The following is an 18,551-nucleotide window of genomic DNA, read 5'->3' as shown; positions in this document are numbered from 1 at the left end:
TTTTTTCAATTAGAAATTAACGTTTACAGCGAACATGATCATTCTTGGAATCGGCACTTCCACAAAATCGAAACCACGCACTGCATTATCCTGTCCTGCTGCGTTTACTTCAGGATCCCATCCGCTGTACTTATCAAATGAGAACAGGTTACGTCCAATAACACTTAAACGCATACTGTTTCCTTTTAAAAACTTCGGCTTCATGTTATACGCTACTGATACTTCACGGAGTTTTACAAATGATCCATCTTCGATCCAGTTTTCAAATATGCTGAAAAGAGCAGCACTTGTTCCTTTAGGTACTTCACCACGCAATTCAGGTTCGTACCCTTTTAACCCGCCATAAAAATCACGATCACCTACACGCTTAGTAAAGTTGAATACATCATAACCCAACATGGCATCCCACTGCATGCGGAAATTGAATTTGCCGAAATCGAGTTCATCAATTTTAGAAATGACGTGTTTAGGATTTGGCTGGCCAATTACCTTGCTCAATAATGTTCCTGTTGGCTGACCGTTTGAACCACGTTGAACTGTATAATTACCATTGGCTAATTGTGTTCCCCTTTCACGTTGTGGCAATCCATTCAAATCACGCAGCAAACTTCCATCAGGGTTACGTGCAAAGAATGTACTGTAGTACGCACCTAACGGATAACCATTCACAGCTGCAACCTGTCCAAAACCACCGGCAAATGGCAACACGCCATTACCTTCTACACCATTCACTACGTTCTTATTGTTCAGATATGATAAGCTTGATACCCAGCGCAACTTGTTTTTATTAAGAATAACTGCACGCACAAGGAATTCAAAACCTTTGTTCGTCATTGTACCAATGTTTACAAAACGATTATTGTAACCAGTTGTTGGTGCAAGTGTTCGGTTGAGAATAAGATCTTTCACATCCTTATTGAAATAGCTGAATTCAACGCTGATGGCATCATTCAACAAACCCAGATCAAAACCAACTTCAACTTCTGTCTGGCGCTCGGGCTTTACTGTAAAGTTGCCCAATGTTGATGGAGCGATATAACCCGCCTGTCCTCCATAAACTACAGGAGAGAAATTCGTAAAGCGATCGTACTGACCAATTGCAGTTAAATTACCGCTCTGGCCATATGCAGCACGCAGCTTCAAACTACTTACTGCTTTTGCAAGACCATCGCTCCAGAATTTTTCATTTGATACAATATATGTTCCACTAACTTTCGGGAAGAACTGCCAACGGTTATCAATGCCATATACAGATGAAGCATCAACACGTGCTGCACCTGTAACAAAGTATCTGTTTTTAAAGCCAAATGTTTGTTGAAGGAAAGCCCCCATGATGACACGTTCACCTCTGAACTCACCCGCAGCAATGGTTCCATTGTTAATAGTTTGACCAAATGCACCTAACTGTGTTGCATTTGCTGAGAATGTTAATGTCCGGTCGTATTGCAATGTTCCACCTAATGATGTTGTTGACTGCAGTTCTTTTGCAATTTCTTTTTGATACGTTGCTGTAAGATCATTATTCAACTGAATGACAGTAGCATCTGCACGACGGATAAAACCACCATTATAAGAAGGCGTTGTATTACGTGGAGGAATATAAGCTGTTGCCGTTTGTGTGTAATTATCAATACCCGATGTAAACTCAATATTCAAACCTGCAACGGGTTTAATGGTTAACTGTGCGCTTGATACAATACGGCTTGTCTTTTGACGGAAATCGAAACGCTCAATTGCTTCCAATGGATTCGTACGTGCAACAATAGCTGTTGCATTTACTGATGGATAAATACCTGTTGCAGGATCTTTATCAGGATTAACATAGTTGTTACCAAAAATAAAACCGGTTAATGCACCATACGCTTCATTGATACCTCCATTAGGAATTTCTTTACTTGTGCTGTATGTATAAGCAGTATTGAAATTAAGCGTCATTGTTTTATTCAGCTTTTGCTGAAGGTTTAAACGAAAACCATTCCGCATAAAATTGGTATTGCGTACAATGCCTTCGTTATAAAGGTTTGAAACCGACGCATAATATTTTGTATTAACAGTGCCTCCCGAAACAGACAATACATTCTCTGTACCAATAGCGTTCTGAAAAATTTTATCTTGGAAATCATAACGCTGTACAGGAACCGTTGTAAGGTCGCTTGCTGTAAAATTGGTAAACCTGAAAGGCACCTGGTTGTACTCCATTTTTTTACGGAGTGAACTGCTGCGCAACTGTGTAGAGAAACTGAATTGGGGTTTTCCTTCACGACCTTTCTTGGTAAAGATTTGCACTACACCATTATTTGCTCTTGATCCATAGATAGCAGCCGCTGCTGCGCCTTTAATAATTTCAATGCGATCAATATCAGCAGGGTTTATATCAACCAACCTGTTTTGTGCATAACCACCAAGATCAATCAACTGACGGGAATCGTTATTGACAATGACACCATCAACAATATATAAAGGATCAGAAGAACCAACAATGGTACTTGGTCCACGTAAGCGAACAGTAATACCACCGGCAGGGTTACCACTGTTTTGTGTAACCTGCGCACCTGCAACTTTTCCCTGCAAACCCATATCAATAGATGTTGCACCACCTCTTGTTAACTCTCTGCCCGATACTGTTGCAATAGCATTACCCAATTGTTTTTTCTTTGTGGCAACGCCTGTACCTGTTACAACAACTTCATCGAGTCCTAGTACGTCATCCTCTAACTCAACATCGCTTGTATAACTGTTTGTGCCACTTTCAATGGATATATTTTTTGTTGCCGTTTTATATCCAACACCTGAGAACTCCAATACATACTTACCCGGTTTCAGAGTAGCAGAAAAACTATATGCTCCGGTTGCATCGGTTGATGTACCAAAATTTGTATTACGCACCACCACCGATACATTGGCAGCTGCTGCATTACCCGAACCGGTTACCTTACCGGAAATAGTTACCTGTGCCTGCAGCATAGAGCAGAGCACCAACATGATAAGAAGAAGGGGCAATCGCTCCCATCTTCCTTTTTGCTTTTTTACGTTTCTTTTCATTTTGCAGTTTTTAGTTTGAATAATCAATTTGCAGCATTAGAGAATGCTGATGCCGGCTTCTTTGTAAGGGTCGAAGATGTTGCTATCAGGTGATAATTCGGTTACCAGCATATCCAGTTCATTTGCTTTGCATACCTGGATATTCTGTACGGTATTTATTTTTTCAGAGATAGAGAGTGCTACTACTTTAGAAGCTGATTCACGCATAGCTTTCTTCACCTGTACTACATCGTAATCATTATCCGTTAACCCATGTTCAAGATCAAGCGCATTGATACCGAGAAAACACAGATCAACTTTAAATTGTCTGATCTTAAGAATTGCTTCTGCACCAATAGAAATTTGTGAACTCTTTGAAAGCTTATCCCCAATAAAAATCACTTCAATGTTTGGATGATGTATATATTCCAATGCAGCGGGGAGACTTCCTGTAATAAATGTTGCACGCAAATTATCCGGCAATGCTTTGGCCATTTCAATAATGGTTGTACCACCGGTGCTCATCACAAACATGCCATCCTTGATCAATGATGCTGCTTTTTGTGCGATCGTTTTCTTTGCATCAATACTGTAAACACTGGAAGAATTAATGGAGCTGCTGAATGATCTTGATAAAGCGCCACCATGCACTTTAATGATCTTTCCTTTATCCGCCAGTTCCTGCAAATCACGACGGATGGTATCTTCTGATACATTGATCTGTGTACTCAGATCAGATGACAACACACGGTTGTGCAGGTTCACCTGGTGTACAATAAAGGCTTGTCGTTCCTGTTTAAGCATGTTGGTTTGGCTGTTGATCGTTAGTAATAAGAGAAAGGAAAAGTACAAATATTTTTAAAACCCGCAAAAAAATGCACCCTTATTCTATATGAACGGCACAAAACGGCACAAAAAATCAATTGAGGTGCAAATTCGGGCATTTCTTATATTTATTCCATGAACAGGAATATGCAACAATTAATGAGCATAGCTCAAAAGAAGCAACGCCGCATTATTGGCTTAATGAGCGGCACTTCGGTTGACGGTTTAGATATTGCTTATTGCACAATCTCAGGTGAAGGACATGATACAGCAATTGAATTAACTGCGTTTGAAACCATTGCTTATGATCCTGATTTTAAAGCAGAGATCAAATCTGTATTTTCTAAAAAAGAAGTTGACTTTGAAAAATTGTGTTTGCTCAATCCATGGGTTGCACAACAACAGGCAGCGATGATCAATACTTTTTTGCAAAAGAATATTATCAAAAAAGAAGATGTTGATCTCATCGCAAGCCATGGGCAAACAGTTTATCATGCCCCAAAGGCTTTGCATCAACAAAATAAATTCAGTAATGCAACATTGCAAATTGGCGATGGTGATCACATGGCTGTTGAAACAGGCATTATCACCATCAGTGATTTCCGGCAGAAACATATTGCGGCAGGTGGCGAAGGCGCACCACTTGCTGTTTACGGCGATTATTTTATTTTTTCAAAGAAGGGTGAAGACCGCATTATGCTCAACATGGGCGGTATTGCCAACTTTACATTTCTACCCGGCTCAATGGATGCGAATAAAATTTTCAGTACTGATACCGGAACAGGCAACACCTTAATGGATGCATTGATGCAGCAACATTTCCTGGGAAAATATTTTGATGAGGATGCAGCAGTCGCAAAAAAAGGAACGATCAATGAAGCATTACTGAACGCATTAAAAGATCACTCCTTCTTTCAGCAATCATTTCCTAAAACCACCGGACCTGAATTGTTTAACCTGCACTATTTACAAACTGCGAAAGAAAGATCGGGCACAACTGATTTGAACGTGTATGATACAATGGCAACATTGAACGCATTCTCCGCACAAACCATTGCTGAAGCCATCATAAAGACAATGCCGCAAAGCAGTAGCTTCCATTTATATGCAAGCGGTGGCGGTATGCACAATCCGTTGTTGATGGAGCAGATCAAACAACTTTTACCAAATGTGCCTGTTCATTTAACGAGTGAGCTTGGTATAAATCCCGATGCAAAAGAAGCAGTACTGTTTGCCATTCTTGCCAATGAATGTATTGCAGGAGGCAATGTGCAATTCAGCAAAGAGTTAAAAGGAATACCATCTGTTACAATGGGGAAGATCAGTTTTCCATGGTGATGGATGCTGATGCATTACTGTTTACATCGGCCTGTTCAATATAAGTTTTGAATTGCTCCAGTCCTTTGTCGAACGCAGAGCCAATGATTCGATCGGTAAAAATGCCGAAGAAACGTTCCCAGGGATACCACTTCAATTTATACTCCATATACCAAAGCACTTCAGTTACATTATTGTTTGCACCGGTACTGCGGATACGAAACCCACCTTCTGCTTTATTCATATCCTTCAATTCATGCAATAACAATATTTCATTTTGATTGATGGATTGAAGCGTGATGGTTCCTGCACTGTTGATCTTCATTCCTTTCCAGCGGAAGTAAGAGCCTGGTTCATTGGTAACCGGGGAGAGTTGAACAATTGCACCACTATCAGCTGTGATCCACGGCAACCATTTGTTCCAGTTCTTTACATCACTTAATTCTTTGTACACTTTGCTGCTGTCGGCACTAACAATAATACCACGTGAAATTTTTACGCTCGATGGAATAAATAACCCGATGATCGTAATGACAGCAAACAAACCCAGCAGCACAAACAAAAACATTTTTACTAAACGCATAAGAAAAAGTTAAGGGTTGAAAGTTGAGGATTAAGAGTTTTTCCCAAATCAGACATCTTGCTTTATTCCCATTTGAAAACTTTTATCGCAATCGCATACAATACCACACCCCACAAACCAAGTATTCCGAGTTGCTTCCCGCAATCAACCAAATGACTTCCTTCAAAAGCAATGTTTCGCATGGCATCATTGAGATGTGTTAACGGTAATATTTTACAAATAGGCTGCAGCCATTTTGGAAATGTATCGATTGAAAAGAATGTTCCGGCTAATAAAAACTGCGGTAAGGTGAACATGTTAGCGAATGGCGGTATGGTACTTTCGTTCTTTGCCAATCCGCTAACAATAAAACCAAAGCCCATGAACACGATCAAACCAACCAAACTCAGCAACAACAATTCAATAAATGTAACAAAGCCATGAACAAGGGTGAAACCAAATACAAATCGTCCGATCAACAGAATCACCACAGCAGTGATCAATTGAAACAATACACGGCTGATGCCTTCACCAAACAAAATATAACCACGCTTGATGGGTGTTGCAAAAAAACGTTTCAATACCAATTGCTGACGCAGATTGAAAAACAAAAATGCCACACCAAATACACCTGCACTCAACAAGGAAAATCCTAACTGACCGGGCAAAATAAAATCGATTGTTTTATATATGCGTCCCGGCATTGGTGGAGGCAGATCAATGCTTGCATAGGTTGGTGCATTGGGTGCTTTTCTGCGATCAAGGTCTACAATAATATCTTTTAATGTTGATTGAAGAATTGCTAATCGATCAACACTTGCAGTAGATGTTTGAATGCTGATACTGTATAACGGGAACGTATCAGTGCCGTTTGGCTTCATATCAAGAATAGCTGTGATCCTTCCTTTCGACAAATCACTTCTTAACTCATCTTCTGTTTTTTCAATTACACGAATGGTTTTGTATTTCAAAAGTTGCTGATATACCGCATTGTTCCGTGAAGTATCGGTGCCTTTTGTAAAACCGATACGAACAGTTGGACTTCCTCCGCCAATAAAACCAAACACCAAAATAAAAATGAGCGGAAAAGCAAAACTGAAGATCACAGCCGAGGGGCTGCGGAATATGGCCCGGAAACTTGCCTTGGAAATAGCCAGCATTGCCTTCCACTGGCTGTAAGGTTGACTCATGGCGCAAAGCTATTTGTTTATGCCGTTGGCTGAAAAACTTTTTCGTCCCTATTTTTACAGCATGTCGCTACACAAGGTTTTTATTTTATTGGGCAGTAACCAGGGACAACGCAAACAATTTCTGAACAAAGCCATCCGGCTGATGGAAGAACGTTGTGGCAGCATCGCCAACGAATCATCGATCTATGAAACGGCGGCATGGGGACAAACAAAACAGGCAGCTTTTTTAAATAAAGTCATTGTACTGCAAACACCCCTGTCTGCGGACGAGTTGATGAAAACCTTATTGCAGATCGAGCAGGAACTTGGTCGTATCCGTACCGAAAAGTATGGACCACGCACCATCGATCTTGACATTTTGTTTTATGATGAGCTGATCTATCATTCAGCCATTGTAACACTTCCCCATCCTGCTATTCAGGACAGACGCTTTGTATTGATTCCTCTTGCTGAACTTTCACCCCGCAAAGTGCACCCGGTTTATAAAAAAACCATTACCACACTCCTGAAAGAATGTGCCGATCAACTGGCTGTAACAAAGCTTGATTGAGGACTTTTCCACAAACTGTATAAGTTCATTCCACGATTTGCCTGCATGTTTTAATTTGCCGACGGATGAAGTATCATTTTGTAACAATAGAAGGGAATATAGGTGCCGGTAAAACAACGCTGGCACATTTGCTGAGTAAACATTACAACGCTCGTTTAATACTGGAAGAATTTGCAGACAATCCATTTCTTCCAAAGTTTTACGAGAATCCGAAACAGTTTGCTTTTCCGTTGGAACTGTTCTTTATGGCAGAACGTTATAAACAGCTGAAAGACCTGCTGCATACGCAGGACATGTTTAACTCCATCACCATCTCCGATTATCTGTTTACAAAATGTTTGTTGTTTGCAAAAGTGAATTTACCGGCCGATGAATTCAGGTTATATCAAAGTCTGTTTGATATTATTCATCAGCAACTGATTCAACCGGAGATACTCATTTATTTGCATTCACCTGTCTCCCGTTTGCAGCAAAACATCCGCAAACGTAACCGCAGTTATGAACAACAGATCGCTGATGATTATCTGTTCAGCATACAGGAAACCTATACACAGTATATTAAACAGCATAATGTAAAAACGTTATTTGTAGATGCAAGCAATGCCGATTTTCTCGGCAACAAAGCACATCTGCAGGTGATCATTGATGCGTTGGATAAAGAATACGAACAGGGGCAACATTATCTTACACTGCCATGAACCAAGCCGCCAAACAACCCTTTTTACTCAATAAGGAATTCGCATGGTATGTTACTGCACGTTTGATTTTCCTGGCGGGTTTGCGTATGACGCCGGTTTTACTTGGCTGGAAATTGTATGAAGTAACAGGCAGTAAACTTTCATTGGGCGTACTTGGTTTATCGGAAGTGATCCCTGCCATTTTACTGGCACTACCTGCAGGAGTAAAGATCGATAGAAGTAATAAACAACGGCTCATCAGTATTTGCATGCTCTTGTACTTTGCGATCATGCTCGGTTTGCTTTTTATCACATCCGATTATTTCATCCAGTCAAATTCAACTTCAGTTGTTCAGTGGAGTATTTATGGATTGGTTGCAGCCACAGGTGCCGTGAGAGCGTTCAGCAGTCCGGCATTCAGTGCCTTTCTTTCACAACTGGTGTATCCCACACAATTAGTAAGAGCAACTTCCATCAATAGCATGGCATGGTTACTTGCCGCAGTCATTGGTCCGGGCGTTGCCGGTTTGTTGATGGGTTATACCAATGTAACAGTGGCGTTTATTGCAGTCTCATCGCTTGTACTTATTGCAGTGTTTTGCATGCAGAATGTAAAACGAAAACCTGTGCTGTTTAAACCGGGCAACACTCGCACATGGGAAAGTGTAAAAGAAGGGATCAATTTTATTCTTACACAAAAAGCATTGCTTGGCTCAATGACGTTGGACATGTTTGCAGTTCTGTTTGGTGGTGTTACAGCGCTTCTGCCTGTGTTTGCAAAAGATATTTTACATGTTGGACCCGAAGGATTAGGCTGGTTAACTGCAGCAACTTATCTCGGTAACTTTATTGCCATTGCCGCCCTAACCTGGAAACCGATGAAGAACAAACAAGGGCAAAAACTCTTTTATGTTGTTGGCGGTTTCGGTATTTGTATTTTGATATTTGCCTTGTCGCAAAATTTCTGGTTGAGTTTTGCAGCACTGTTCGTCAGTGGTTTGTTTGATGGCGTGAGTGTGATCATACGTGGCACTGTGCTGCAGTTATTTGTTCCGGACGAAATGCGTGGCCGTGTAAGCAGTGTGAGTTCCATTTTTATTAACAGCAGTAATGAGCTTGGGCAATTTGAGAGTGGTACTGCTGCTTCTATCATGGGAACTGTTCCTTCTGTGATCTTTGGTGGTTGCATGACGCTCATAGTTGTAACCATCACCTGGTTTAAAGCACCCACGCTTCGCAAACTTGAGTATTGAGTTTACCATTCATCCATTTTAGTGCAGAATATTTACGTAGGTTGTAAACAAAACAGCAGATTGTTTATTTTACAGTAACAAACAAAGCTGTATGAACCGCAAATCATTTCTCAAGGCATCGTCACTTACTGTTGGCGCACTTGCATTTCAACAATCATTAATTGCACAATTATTTCAACAGGAAGCATGGAATATTAAAATGCTTACTGATGATATAGGCGTCTTTACTGAACGTGGTGGTACTATTTTGTTTTACCTGAGCAAAGAAGGCATCGTGGTGGTTGATACCCAATTCCCCGACCAGAGTAAACATCTCATTGATGAATTGAAGAAACGTTCGGAGAAACCGTTCAAACTACTCATCAATACACATCACCACGGCGATCACAGCAGTGGCAATATTTCGTTCAAAGGAATTGTAGAACATGTGCTGGCACATGAAAATTCAAAAACCAACCAGGAACGTGTAGCTAAACAAGCGAAGACAGAAGATAAGCAACTTTATCCTGATCAGATATTTGGAAAAACATGGAGTCAGAAGATCGGCAATGAAAAGATCACGTTGCATTACTTTGGAGCCGCACATACAGACGGTGATGCGTTGATCCATTTTGAACATGCAGATATTGTGCACATGGGTGATCTTATCAACAACCGTCGTTATCCGTTTATTGATCGTACAGCAGGTGCTTCTGTGAGAAACTGGATAAAAGTGCTGAAGCAAACAACAAAGAAATTCAATAAAAAAACAACTTTTGTCTACGGCCATGCATCACAAGGCTTTGAAGTTTATGGAAAGATGGATGATATAAAAGCCATGCAGAATTATTTTGAAAAGCTGATTGCGTTTGGCGAATCAGAGATCAAAGCAGGCACGAGTAAAGAAGATTTTTTGAAGAATAAATCAATACCAGGAGTTACAGAATGGATCGGCGATGGTATTCAACGTTCCTTGACTGCGGTGTATGAAGAGTTAACGACCAAGTAAATAGTGTGGGGATGAGTGATGAGTTATTGCATTCATCATTGATCATTCATTTCTCATTTCCCCCAACGAAAAGTTTTCACATCAATGCCTGCTAAATCAAGCACACGATCAACAACTGTTGCGGCAACTTCTTCAATTGTCTTGGGCACACTGTAAAAACTTGGCGTGGCGGGACAAATAATTCCACCGGCCAGCGTAACTGTTTCCATATTACGGATGTGAATCAGATTATATGGTGTGTCACGCACCACACAAATTAGTTTTCTCCGTTCTTTCAACACCACATCAGCAGCACGTGTAATCAAATCGTTTGATACACCTGTGGCAATGCGGCCAAGTGTGCCCATACTGCAGGGAATAATGATCATAGTATTGAACTGACCAGAGCCGGATGCAAATGGTGCATGAAAATCAGTTGTAGAATAAGTTTTGAACGGAAGATCTTTATATGCTTCATCCTGCAACTCGGTTCTCCACACTTCTTTGGCGTTCTCCGTCATAACAACTGCCACTTCCTGCCATTGGTCTTTGGCTGCCAGAAGCTTCTGCAATAAGAGTTTCGCATAGATTGATCCACTGGCGCCGGTAACAGAAATAACAATTTTATGCACGTGAAAGCGTTTAAGTTTGTAACAGTAACAAAAATACTATGCAAAAGTTTTGTTTTTACTCCGCCCTCTTCTTTCTGTTCATCAGTATCAGTTCATTTCAGCAAAAGAATGCAAAAGAAAAAATGAACTGGATCTCACTGGAAGAAGCTGAACTTAAAATGAAAACCGAACCCCGTCCTATTCTCATTGATCTTTATACCGACTGGTGTGGCTGGTGCAAGGTGATGGATCGCAAAACCTACACTAGCCAGGACCTGATTAAATACCTCAACACAAATTTTTACACGGTAAAACTTAATGCCGAAACCAAATCGGAAGTAAAATGGAAAGGTAATACCTATAAGTTTAACCCGTCTTATAAAACCAATGAGATAGCTATTACGCTTACAAATGGCGAGTTGGCCTATCCCACAACTGTCATTATTCCTTCGCTAAACGATGATCCTCAGCCTATTTCAGGTATGTTAGAAGTAAAAGAGATGGAGATGGTAGCGAAGTATTTTGCTGAAAATAAGTATGGCCGGGTGAGCTTCGATGACTATGCTAAAAATTTTAAACCGAGCTGGAAATAATTTAACGTTTCAACAATAATTCAAAAAAATATTCTATTTTGCCATTGATGATAAGGTTTAATGGTTAATGGTAACTGATTAGCGCCTCTTCCTTTACCGGAAGAGGTTTTTTTATGCCTTAAAAAAATCAATTACGCCGGTTTTTGCCTCTCCTTGCTGAATTATGACAAAGCCATGCAACTCTCAAAAAAAATATTCAGTCTATTTGTGTGATGATAAGGTTTAATGGTTAATGGTAACTGATTAGCCATATCCCCTCCTTTCCAGGTGGGGATATTTTTTTGTTTAATCTTTCCAAATAAAAAAGGCTCATGACTGAGCCTTACTACAAAGAATATTTTAGCTGTTTATTTACTCGCCACAACAGAACTTGAAAAAATAATATACATCGGTCCTTGCGGAATATAGGCAGCCGGCATGTGTTGATTTTTTTCAGAAGGCACACTCACAATGGTTTTGTTTCCGAAAGAAGCCACTTTATAAAAATTATAACGCTCCATTGTTTTGCGATTGGCTAACCGGTCATCCAGTGTATTGACAGCATCGGGCCAGGTATTTTCTTTTGTATATCTGATAATGCCATCCAGAAGCGATTTTTCATTTAACTGCCGGCTTATTTCTGTCTTCTCAGCAGTTGATAAATTATATGTAGAATACATTTCACCCATGTCTGTAATTTTCACCGCCTGTGCTTTTTTGCCATCAATATAAAATGCTTTTGTGCATGCGTTAAACGTTACAGCAACTAAAAGCAACAGGATAATTTGTTTCATATTTTTCATTCGCAAGTTTTAAGTGGAATGAAAGTAAAGATTAATTTCTTTAAACGAAAGAATTACAAGGCGCTCAAAGAAAATTAACAGCTTACTGATTATTTCTCCTGCAATAATTTCTCCAAAACAAAATAAGTGATCGGGCAAAATGTGCTGTTCTTAAGAGTAAGCTGGGGCCGCTTCAGAATTACATCTTCATCGGTGTAAGGAAATCTTTCGCAATCGGATGGACGCACATCATAAATGCCGCAATAATTATCAGCACCAAGAAAAGGACATGGCTTCGATTTCACCACATAATCGCCTTCATTATCGAGATAAAGGTACTTGTCAATAAAATCACTCTCCTTCATCCGCAGATGTTTACTGATGCGCTTAATATCAGGTGTCTTAAATCTTGGAGAATAGTTTTTACAGCAATTGGCACATTGCAGACAATCAACTTTTTCAAAAGCTTCTTCATGCAGATCTGGCAATTGTTTCAACACCTTGTTCTTATTTGCACGTTTCAGAAACTGTCCATATTGCTTTTGATGTTCGGCAGCCTTTTTTTCCCAATTATATAATAACTCATCGGACATAGTGCAAATGTAAACGATAGCTGAAAGCGGCAAGCTATTTGAGCCGCAGAGGGCAGAAACTAATCCCTACATCTCTGTATCAATAAAAAATGAAGAAAAAATTTGCGAAACCAAATGGTTGCATGTATATTTGCAACCGAACGGTTTCATAAATCCGCTTTATAAAAATGAGAAGAGACGTATTCCAGGCTATTGCCGACCCAACGAGACGTGCAATTATTGTATTGATTGCCACGCAGGCCATGACGCCTAATGCACTGGCAGAGCAATTTGATACCAGCCGGCAGGCCATTTCTAAACATTTGCGCATTCTTACCGAATGTCAACTGGTAAAGCAGGAACAAACGGGAAGAGAAATCTATTATCATTTCAATGCAAAAAAAATGAAAGAAGTAGCCGACTTTATTGAACCCTTCCGCCAGATGTGGGATACAAGATTAAATCAACTTGACAAAGTATTATCAACCATAAAAACAACGAAAAAATGAGCACGAATAAAACAAACATTACAAAAGATTTCAAGGAAAAATCGGTTGTATTGGTACGGGAATTCGAGGCACCCCTTGCCGATGTATGGCGGGCATTTACAGAAAGCCAATTGCTTGACCAATGGTGGGGACCGGCACCATGGCGTGCCGAAACAAAATCGCAGGATTTCAGACCGGGTGGTTTTTGGCTATATGCCATGGTGGGGCCTGAAGATCAGCGGCATTGGGCACGTATGAACTATATTACCATCAATCATCATAAAAACTTTGAAATTGAAGACGCCTTTTGTGATGAAAATGGAAAAATAAATCCTGAGCTTCCCGTTTCAGCCGGCAACAATTCCTTTACCGAAATACCCGGCGGCACCAGGGTTGAGTTTAAAATGATCTATCCTACCGAAGCAGCACTTCAGACAATTGTTGACATGGGCTTTGAACAAGGCATTACAATTTGCTTTGAACAACTGGATGAATTGTTTAAAAACAAGAAGATCTAAACAAAAAAACAATCTCGGTCTTAAACAAAAATGAAGTGAAATCTATTTTGCTTCATTTTTGTTTAACAATTTCACTATTCTGTTTTTGCAAGGCAAATACATGCTGATTTCCTCGCCTGCGCAACCGATTTCACAGACTTTCCCCAACTGCTAACATGCGTTTATTTGAATTGTTTCTGCCCGTAACTTTGCACGTCTTTAATTTTTGAAAAAAGCATGAGATTAAAGAAAGCTGCCCCGCAGTTACTTTTCCATTAACAGATCAGAATAAACGTACGACATCACATGAACCTTTTTGAAGCGCAACAAAACGAATTTTCCCGTCGCCACATTGGAACCACAGGTGCAGAAGCCAGTCTCCTGAAAACTGTTGGAGTGGGCAGCATGGAAGAACTCATCAGTAAAACAGTACCTGCCTCTATCCGCAACCATGAAAAACTGGCTATTCCGGATGCAATGAGCGAAGCCGACCTGTTGAAACATCTCAAGGACATTTCACTCAACAACAAACTATTTAAAAATTATATCGGCCAGGGATATTACGACACCATCACTCCTTCTGTGATTCTTCGTAATGTATTCGAAAATCCAGGCTGGTACACACAATACACACCTTACCAGGCTGAAATTTCACAAGGTCGTTTGGAAAGTTTATTGAACTTCCAGACAATGGTGAGCGATCTTACAGGTTTGCCTATTGCCAACGCTTCTTTACTTGATGAAGCAACTGCAGCAGCAGAAGCAATGAACATGTTGTTCCACCATGTAAACCGCACTGATGTTATTAATGCGCCAAAGTTTTTTGTAGATAACGAAGTATTTCCGCAAACAAAAGATCTGTTGATCACCCGTGGTACACCCATGGGCATCGAGATCGTGTTTGGCGATTATAAAACTGCAGACATTGACAAAACATATTTTGGAGCGTTAGTGCAATACCCCAACAACCTGGGTTCAGTAGAAGATTACCGCCAATTTATTCAGCAGGTGCAAGCTGTGGGTGGTTTTGTGGCAATGGCAACTGATCTGTTAGCGTTAACTCTTTTAACTCCTCCGGGTGAATTGGGTGCAGACGTTGCCTTTGGTTCGGCTCAACGTTTTGGTGTTCCGCTTGGTTATGGCGGACCACATGCAGCCTTCTTTACTTGCAAAGATGAATTTAAACGTTCTATCCCCGGCCGTATCATCGGCGTGAGTATTGATGCACAAAATAACCGTGCATTACGTATGGCCTTGCAAACGAGAGAGCAACACATCAAACGTGAAAAAGCAACTTCAAATATTTGTACGGCGCAGGCTTTGCTGGCAAACATGGCAGCAATGTATGCAGTGTATCATGGTCCGCAGGGATTGATCAATATTGCAACACGTGTAGCATTGCTGGCACAAACTGTTGCTGATGGTTTGAAAGAAAGAGGTTTTGAATTAGTAAGCAATTTCTTCTTCGATACTATTGCGGTAAAAGTAAAAGACCTTCCAGCGGTAAAAGCAAAAGCAGAAAAACAAGAGATCAATCTGCGTTATGTTGATGGACAAACCATTGCCATTTCGCTTGATGAAACAACGAACCTTGAAGATCTGTATGATCTCATCAACTGTTTTGTAAATGATGTTGATCCTGTACATTTTGCAGTTGAAGAAGAAGTTGTGCTGCAACATATCCCTGTTGTATTGGCAAGAACAAGTTCGTTCTTAACACATCCAAACTTTAATACGCATAACAGCGAAAGCCAGATGATGCGTTACATGAAGCAATTGGAGAACAAAGATCTTTCGTTGAATACTTCGATGATCTCTCTTGGCAGCTGCACCATGAAATTGAATGCTGCAACACAGATGATGCCTTTGAGCTGGGCACATTGGAGCAAGATCCATCCGTTTGCGCCGGCTGATCAAACAAAAGGTTACCAGCAGATCATTGATGAATTGGCACAATACTTAAATGTGATCACTGGTTTTGACGCTTGCAGCCTGCAGCCTAACAGTGGCGCACAAGGTGAATATGCCGGTTTATTGGCCATCCGTAATTTCCATTTAGCTAACGGTGATGCACATCGCAAGATCATTCTCATACCAATTTCTGCACACGGAACAAATCCTGCAAGTGCGGTAATGGCGGGCATGAAAGTAGTGGTAGTAAAAGCATTGGAGAACGGTTACATTGATGTAGCCGACTTTAAAGCAAAAGCCGAACAGCACAGTGCAAATCTTGCCGGTGTGATGATCACTTACCCAAGCACCTACGGCATCTTTGAAGAAACGGTAAAAGAAATTTGCGAGATCGTTCACCAACATGGCGGACAAGTATATATGGACGGTGCAAACATGAATGCACAGGTTGGTTTAACATCACCCGGATTAATTGGTGCAGATGTTTGTCATCTCAACCTTCACAAAACATTCGCCATTCCTCACGGTGGTGGTGGCCCCGGCATGGGACCCATTTGTGTGAAAGCACATCTCGCTCCTTACCTGCCTGGTCATGTGAAACAAAATACAAATGGTGCAGTGAGTGCGGCGCCTTATGGTTCTGCTTCCATCCTGCTCATCAGTTATGCCTATATCCGTTTGCTGGGTGCAGATGGTGTAAAACGTGCAACAGAATATGCCATCCTCAATGCCAACTACATGAAGGCAAGACTTGATAAAGATTTTGATATTCTTTATACCGATGAGAATGGCACTTGTGCTCATGAGTTTATTGTTGATCTGCGTCCGTTTAAAAACACAGCAGGTATTGAAGCAGAAGACGTCGCAAAACGTTTGATGGATTATGGTTTCCATGCGCCAACAATGAGTTTCCCTGTACCGGGCACGATCATGATCGAACCAACAGAAAGCGAAGACAAAGCAGAGCTTGATCGTTTTTGTGATGCGATGTTGAGCATCCGCCAGGAGATCCGTGATGTGGAAGAAGGAAAGGCAGATAAAGCTGATAACCCATTAAAGAATGCTCCACACACTCAACATGTGGTTACTGCTGATGAATGGAATCATGCTTATACCAGACAACAAGCTGCGTTCCCTCTTTATTATGTAACGCTGAATAAATTCTGGCCAAGCGTAAGCCGCATCAACAATACATATGGTGATCGTAACCTCATTTGTACTTGTGAGCCGGTGAGCAGTTATGCAGAAGAAGAAGCATAAGTCGATTGGCAAATAGATAATTGGCAATAAACAAATGTCCCGCTCAATGAGCGGGACGTTTTTATTTTACTTCAACACATCTGCCAGCGGCACCAATTCCATTTTTTGATTGTACTTCATCATTTCATGTAATAAAGAAGTATGGCCCGATCCGAATAGTATCAATATGCGTTCTTCTTTACCATCTAAACGTTTCAGTATATTCTCATAGATAACCATATTTCTTCGCCACCACTCACTTGTTAAATAAGAACCAACATGATTCCCTTTCTCACCAGCGATAAGAAATTCGTAATAAACACCTACTGCCGTCTTCATATACTCAGGTGAATTATGCTGTAACAGAATTTCTTTCACCGTTTTTGTTTTCAAAGATTCGTTAAACTCTTTTTCAATAGCACCGATCGTCTGTTGGACCATTCCCAAAAACTCAAATTGCTTTGCTGCAGTTGCCGACTTCATTAAGCTGTCAAAGGGAAAATTTGCTTCGGTATAATCAACCGCATACAAACCGGGATGATTTAATTCTTTGGCAACACGGTAAGCAATCTGATGTGTCTCAGAAGCGCTGAGTTTAAGTTCACCTGCTTTGTATTTATTAAAGCTGCTGTCGAGTTTCTGCTGCCGCTCTACAGGCATTTCAATAAAAATCTTATCAGGTCTGAATTGTTTGATCTTTTCCACTACTTCCAATACTTCCGCCTGTCGCCCGGCTGATAAGATATTTGCGTTTTCAAACTTTGCCACATCTAACCCGGGGTTATCAAAATGAAAGCTACCCAGCAACAATACCTTGGTTTTCTTTTGTTGTGCATTGCCTGCCATTACAATAAATGAACAAAACAGGCAAAGGATAAATAACTGCTTCATGTAAACGTTTTTTACGTGTACGATAAAGCTATTTTAAAGGTTACAGTTTACCCTATTTTTTCTGCCGAAGTGTATTAATTACTGGATGAAGCGTACTTTACTGATCTTATTCCCTTCTATGGTGTAGATGGCAATTGCTTTCACAGGCTGAGCTTCAAAACCAATAACACTTTCATAATCGATTACGGTATTACCCAACACCATACGATTAACCAGCTCACAATGCAGATTTGTAACTTCCTTGAAAAGACCAGTGTACATCTCCCGCATTTGTACTTTCCCCTTCCCGATAAGCTTGACAGGATATTCATATAATTCAACGCTATCACTGTAAGGGGCTAGAAAGGCGTCAATATTACGTGCGTTATAAGCATCAAGTTGCTCCTGTACTAATTTTTCGGCTACCGATTTTGGCAACGAATCCTGCTTATGCAATGCGTTCTGTTTTATCATAAAGCCTGTACCCGACTTGGCATTTTCAGCATAAAGAAACATGACGGAACAAATAGCGGCAAAAAAAAGAAGATTTCTCATACAGCAAATAGTTTATACAGAAAGATAAAAAGAAAACGGGGGGATTTCCAATGGAACTTTTATAAAAAAAGCATGTTGATTTTCGCAACATG

Annotated in this window: 18 protein-coding genes; 9 read left to right on the top strand and 9 right to left on the bottom strand. The window is 40.5% G+C overall.

Annotated features, from left to right (window positions below):
* Positions 1-9: 9 nt before the first annotated feature.
* Both H4075_RS07855 and H4075_RS07850 read right to left on the bottom strand, forming a co-directional pair.
* Positions 10-3,042 carry a SusC/RagA family TonB-linked outer membrane protein gene (locus tag H4075_RS07855; RefSeq protein WP_182805699.1) on the bottom strand — a complete coding sequence of 1,011 codons (3,033 nt, stop codon included), beginning with the start codon at positions 3,040-3,042 and terminating at the stop codon, positions 10-12.
* Positions 3,043-3,078: 36 nt separating this feature from the next.
* A complete protein-coding gene (locus tag H4075_RS07850) occupies positions 3,079-3,825 on the bottom strand; it encodes a DeoR/GlpR family DNA-binding transcription regulator (protein ID WP_182805697.1) in 747 nt (248 codons plus the stop codon).
* Between the two features lie 156 nt (positions 3,826-3,981).
* Here H4075_RS07850 and H4075_RS07845 point away from each other — a divergent pair, with 156 nt between their 5' ends.
* Complete coding sequence (locus H4075_RS07845; protein WP_182805696.1) at positions 3,982-5,184, top strand: anhydro-N-acetylmuramic acid kinase; 1,203 nt, start codon at positions 3,982-3,984, stop codon at positions 5,182-5,184.
* On the opposite strand, the gene H4075_RS07840 is transcribed toward H4075_RS07845, so the two are convergent.
* Both H4075_RS07840 and H4075_RS07835 read right to left on the bottom strand, forming a co-directional pair.
* Complete coding sequence (locus H4075_RS07840) at positions 5,168-5,746, bottom strand: SRPBCC family protein (protein WP_182805694.1); 579 nt, start codon at positions 5,744-5,746, stop codon at positions 5,168-5,170. The genes H4075_RS07845 and H4075_RS07840 overlap by 17 nt on opposite strands.
* A 62-nt stretch (positions 5,747-5,808) precedes the next feature.
* Positions 5,809-6,915 (bottom strand): ABC transporter permease, encoded by a 1,107-nt coding sequence (locus H4075_RS07835; protein WP_182805692.1) that lies wholly within the window; start codon positions 6,913-6,915, stop codon positions 5,809-5,811.
* On the opposite strand from H4075_RS07835, the gene folK reads away from it, so the two are divergent.
* From folK to H4075_RS07815, 4 genes are all read left to right on the top strand, one after another.
* Positions 6,914-7,465, top strand: coding sequence for a 2-amino-4-hydroxy-6-hydroxymethyldihydropteridine diphosphokinase (gene folK / locus H4075_RS07830; protein WP_255460394.1), 552 nt, complete (start codon positions 6,914-6,916; stop codon positions 7,463-7,465). The genes H4075_RS07835 and folK overlap by 2 nt on opposite strands.
* A 65-nt stretch (positions 7,466-7,530) precedes the next feature.
* Positions 7,531-8,163 (top strand): deoxynucleoside kinase, encoded by a 633-nt coding sequence (locus H4075_RS07825; protein WP_182805690.1) that lies wholly within the window; start codon positions 7,531-7,533, stop codon positions 8,161-8,163.
* Positions 8,160-9,395 carry an MFS transporter gene (locus H4075_RS07820; protein WP_182805688.1) on the top strand — a complete coding sequence of 412 codons (1,236 nt, stop codon included), beginning with the start codon at positions 8,160-8,162 and terminating at the stop codon, positions 9,393-9,395. Before H4075_RS07825 ends, H4075_RS07820 begins: the two co-directional genes overlap by 4 nt.
* A 91-nt stretch (positions 9,396-9,486) precedes the next feature.
* Entirely contained in the window at positions 9,487-10,383 is an 897-nt protein-coding gene (locus H4075_RS07815) for an MBL fold metallo-hydrolase (protein ID WP_182805686.1), read from the top strand.
* A gap of 53 nt (positions 10,384-10,436) precedes the next feature.
* On the opposite strand, the gene H4075_RS07810 is transcribed toward H4075_RS07815, so the two are convergent.
* Positions 10,437-10,994 (bottom strand): UbiX family flavin prenyltransferase, encoded by a 558-nt coding sequence (locus tag H4075_RS07810; protein ID WP_182805684.1) that lies wholly within the window; start codon positions 10,992-10,994, stop codon positions 10,437-10,439.
* Between the two features lie 38 nt (positions 10,995-11,032).
* On the opposite strand from H4075_RS07810, the gene H4075_RS07805 reads away from it, so the two are divergent.
* Positions 11,033-11,566 (top strand): thioredoxin family protein, encoded by a 534-nt coding sequence (locus H4075_RS07805; protein WP_182805683.1) that lies wholly within the window; start codon positions 11,033-11,035, stop codon positions 11,564-11,566.
* Positions 11,567-11,913: 347 nt separating this feature from the next.
* Here the strand turns inward: H4075_RS07805 and H4075_RS07800 are convergent, their stop codons facing one another.
* A complete protein-coding gene (locus H4075_RS07800; protein ID WP_182805682.1) occupies positions 11,914-12,339 on the bottom strand; it encodes a hypothetical protein in 426 nt (141 codons plus the stop codon).
* A 98-nt stretch (positions 12,340-12,437) separates the two neighbouring features.
* A complete protein-coding gene (locus H4075_RS07795; protein ID WP_182805681.1) occupies positions 12,438-12,920 on the bottom strand; it encodes a YkgJ family cysteine cluster protein in 483 nt (160 codons plus the stop codon).
* 167 nt (positions 12,921-13,087) lie between these two features.
* Between H4075_RS07795 and H4075_RS07790 the strand changes: the two genes are divergently transcribed.
* From H4075_RS07790 to gcvP, 3 genes are all read left to right on the top strand, one after another.
* On the top strand, positions 13,088-13,408 hold the full coding sequence (locus H4075_RS07790) for an ArsR/SmtB family transcription factor (RefSeq protein ID WP_182805679.1): 321 nt from the start codon (positions 13,088-13,090) through the stop codon (positions 13,406-13,408).
* Positions 13,405-13,905, top strand: coding sequence for an SRPBCC family protein (locus tag H4075_RS07785; protein WP_182805678.1), 501 nt, complete (start codon positions 13,405-13,407; stop codon positions 13,903-13,905). Before H4075_RS07790 ends, H4075_RS07785 begins: the two co-directional genes overlap by 4 nt.
* A 285-nt stretch (positions 13,906-14,190) precedes the next feature.
* On the top strand, positions 14,191-17,055 hold the full coding sequence (gene gcvP, locus H4075_RS07780) for an aminomethyl-transferring glycine dehydrogenase (protein WP_182805676.1): 2,865 nt from the start codon (positions 14,191-14,193) through the stop codon (positions 17,053-17,055).
* A gap of 66 nt (positions 17,056-17,121) precedes the next feature.
* Here gcvP and H4075_RS07775 read toward each other — a convergent pair whose 3' ends face one another.
* Together H4075_RS07775 and H4075_RS07770 are read right to left on the bottom strand one after the other, a co-directional pair.
* Positions 17,122-17,925, bottom strand: a complete 804-nt coding sequence (locus tag H4075_RS07775) for a DUF5694 domain-containing protein (protein WP_182805674.1) — start codon at positions 17,923-17,925, stop codon at positions 17,122-17,124.
* Positions 17,926-18,003: 78 nt separating this feature from the next.
* Positions 18,004-18,459 (bottom strand): nuclear transport factor 2 family protein, encoded by a 456-nt coding sequence (locus H4075_RS07770; protein WP_182805672.1) that lies wholly within the window; start codon positions 18,457-18,459, stop codon positions 18,004-18,006.
* Positions 18,460-18,551 lie beyond the last annotated feature (92 nt).

Origin of the sequence: Lacibacter sediminis, from assembly GCF_014168535.1 — a bacterium.
Classification (GTDB): Bacteria; Bacteroidota; Bacteroidia; order Chitinophagales; family Chitinophagaceae; genus Lacibacter; species Lacibacter sediminis.
The sequence above is the reverse complement of the archived record's forward strand: the minus strand, read 5'-3'. Positions and strand labels throughout refer to the sequence as shown.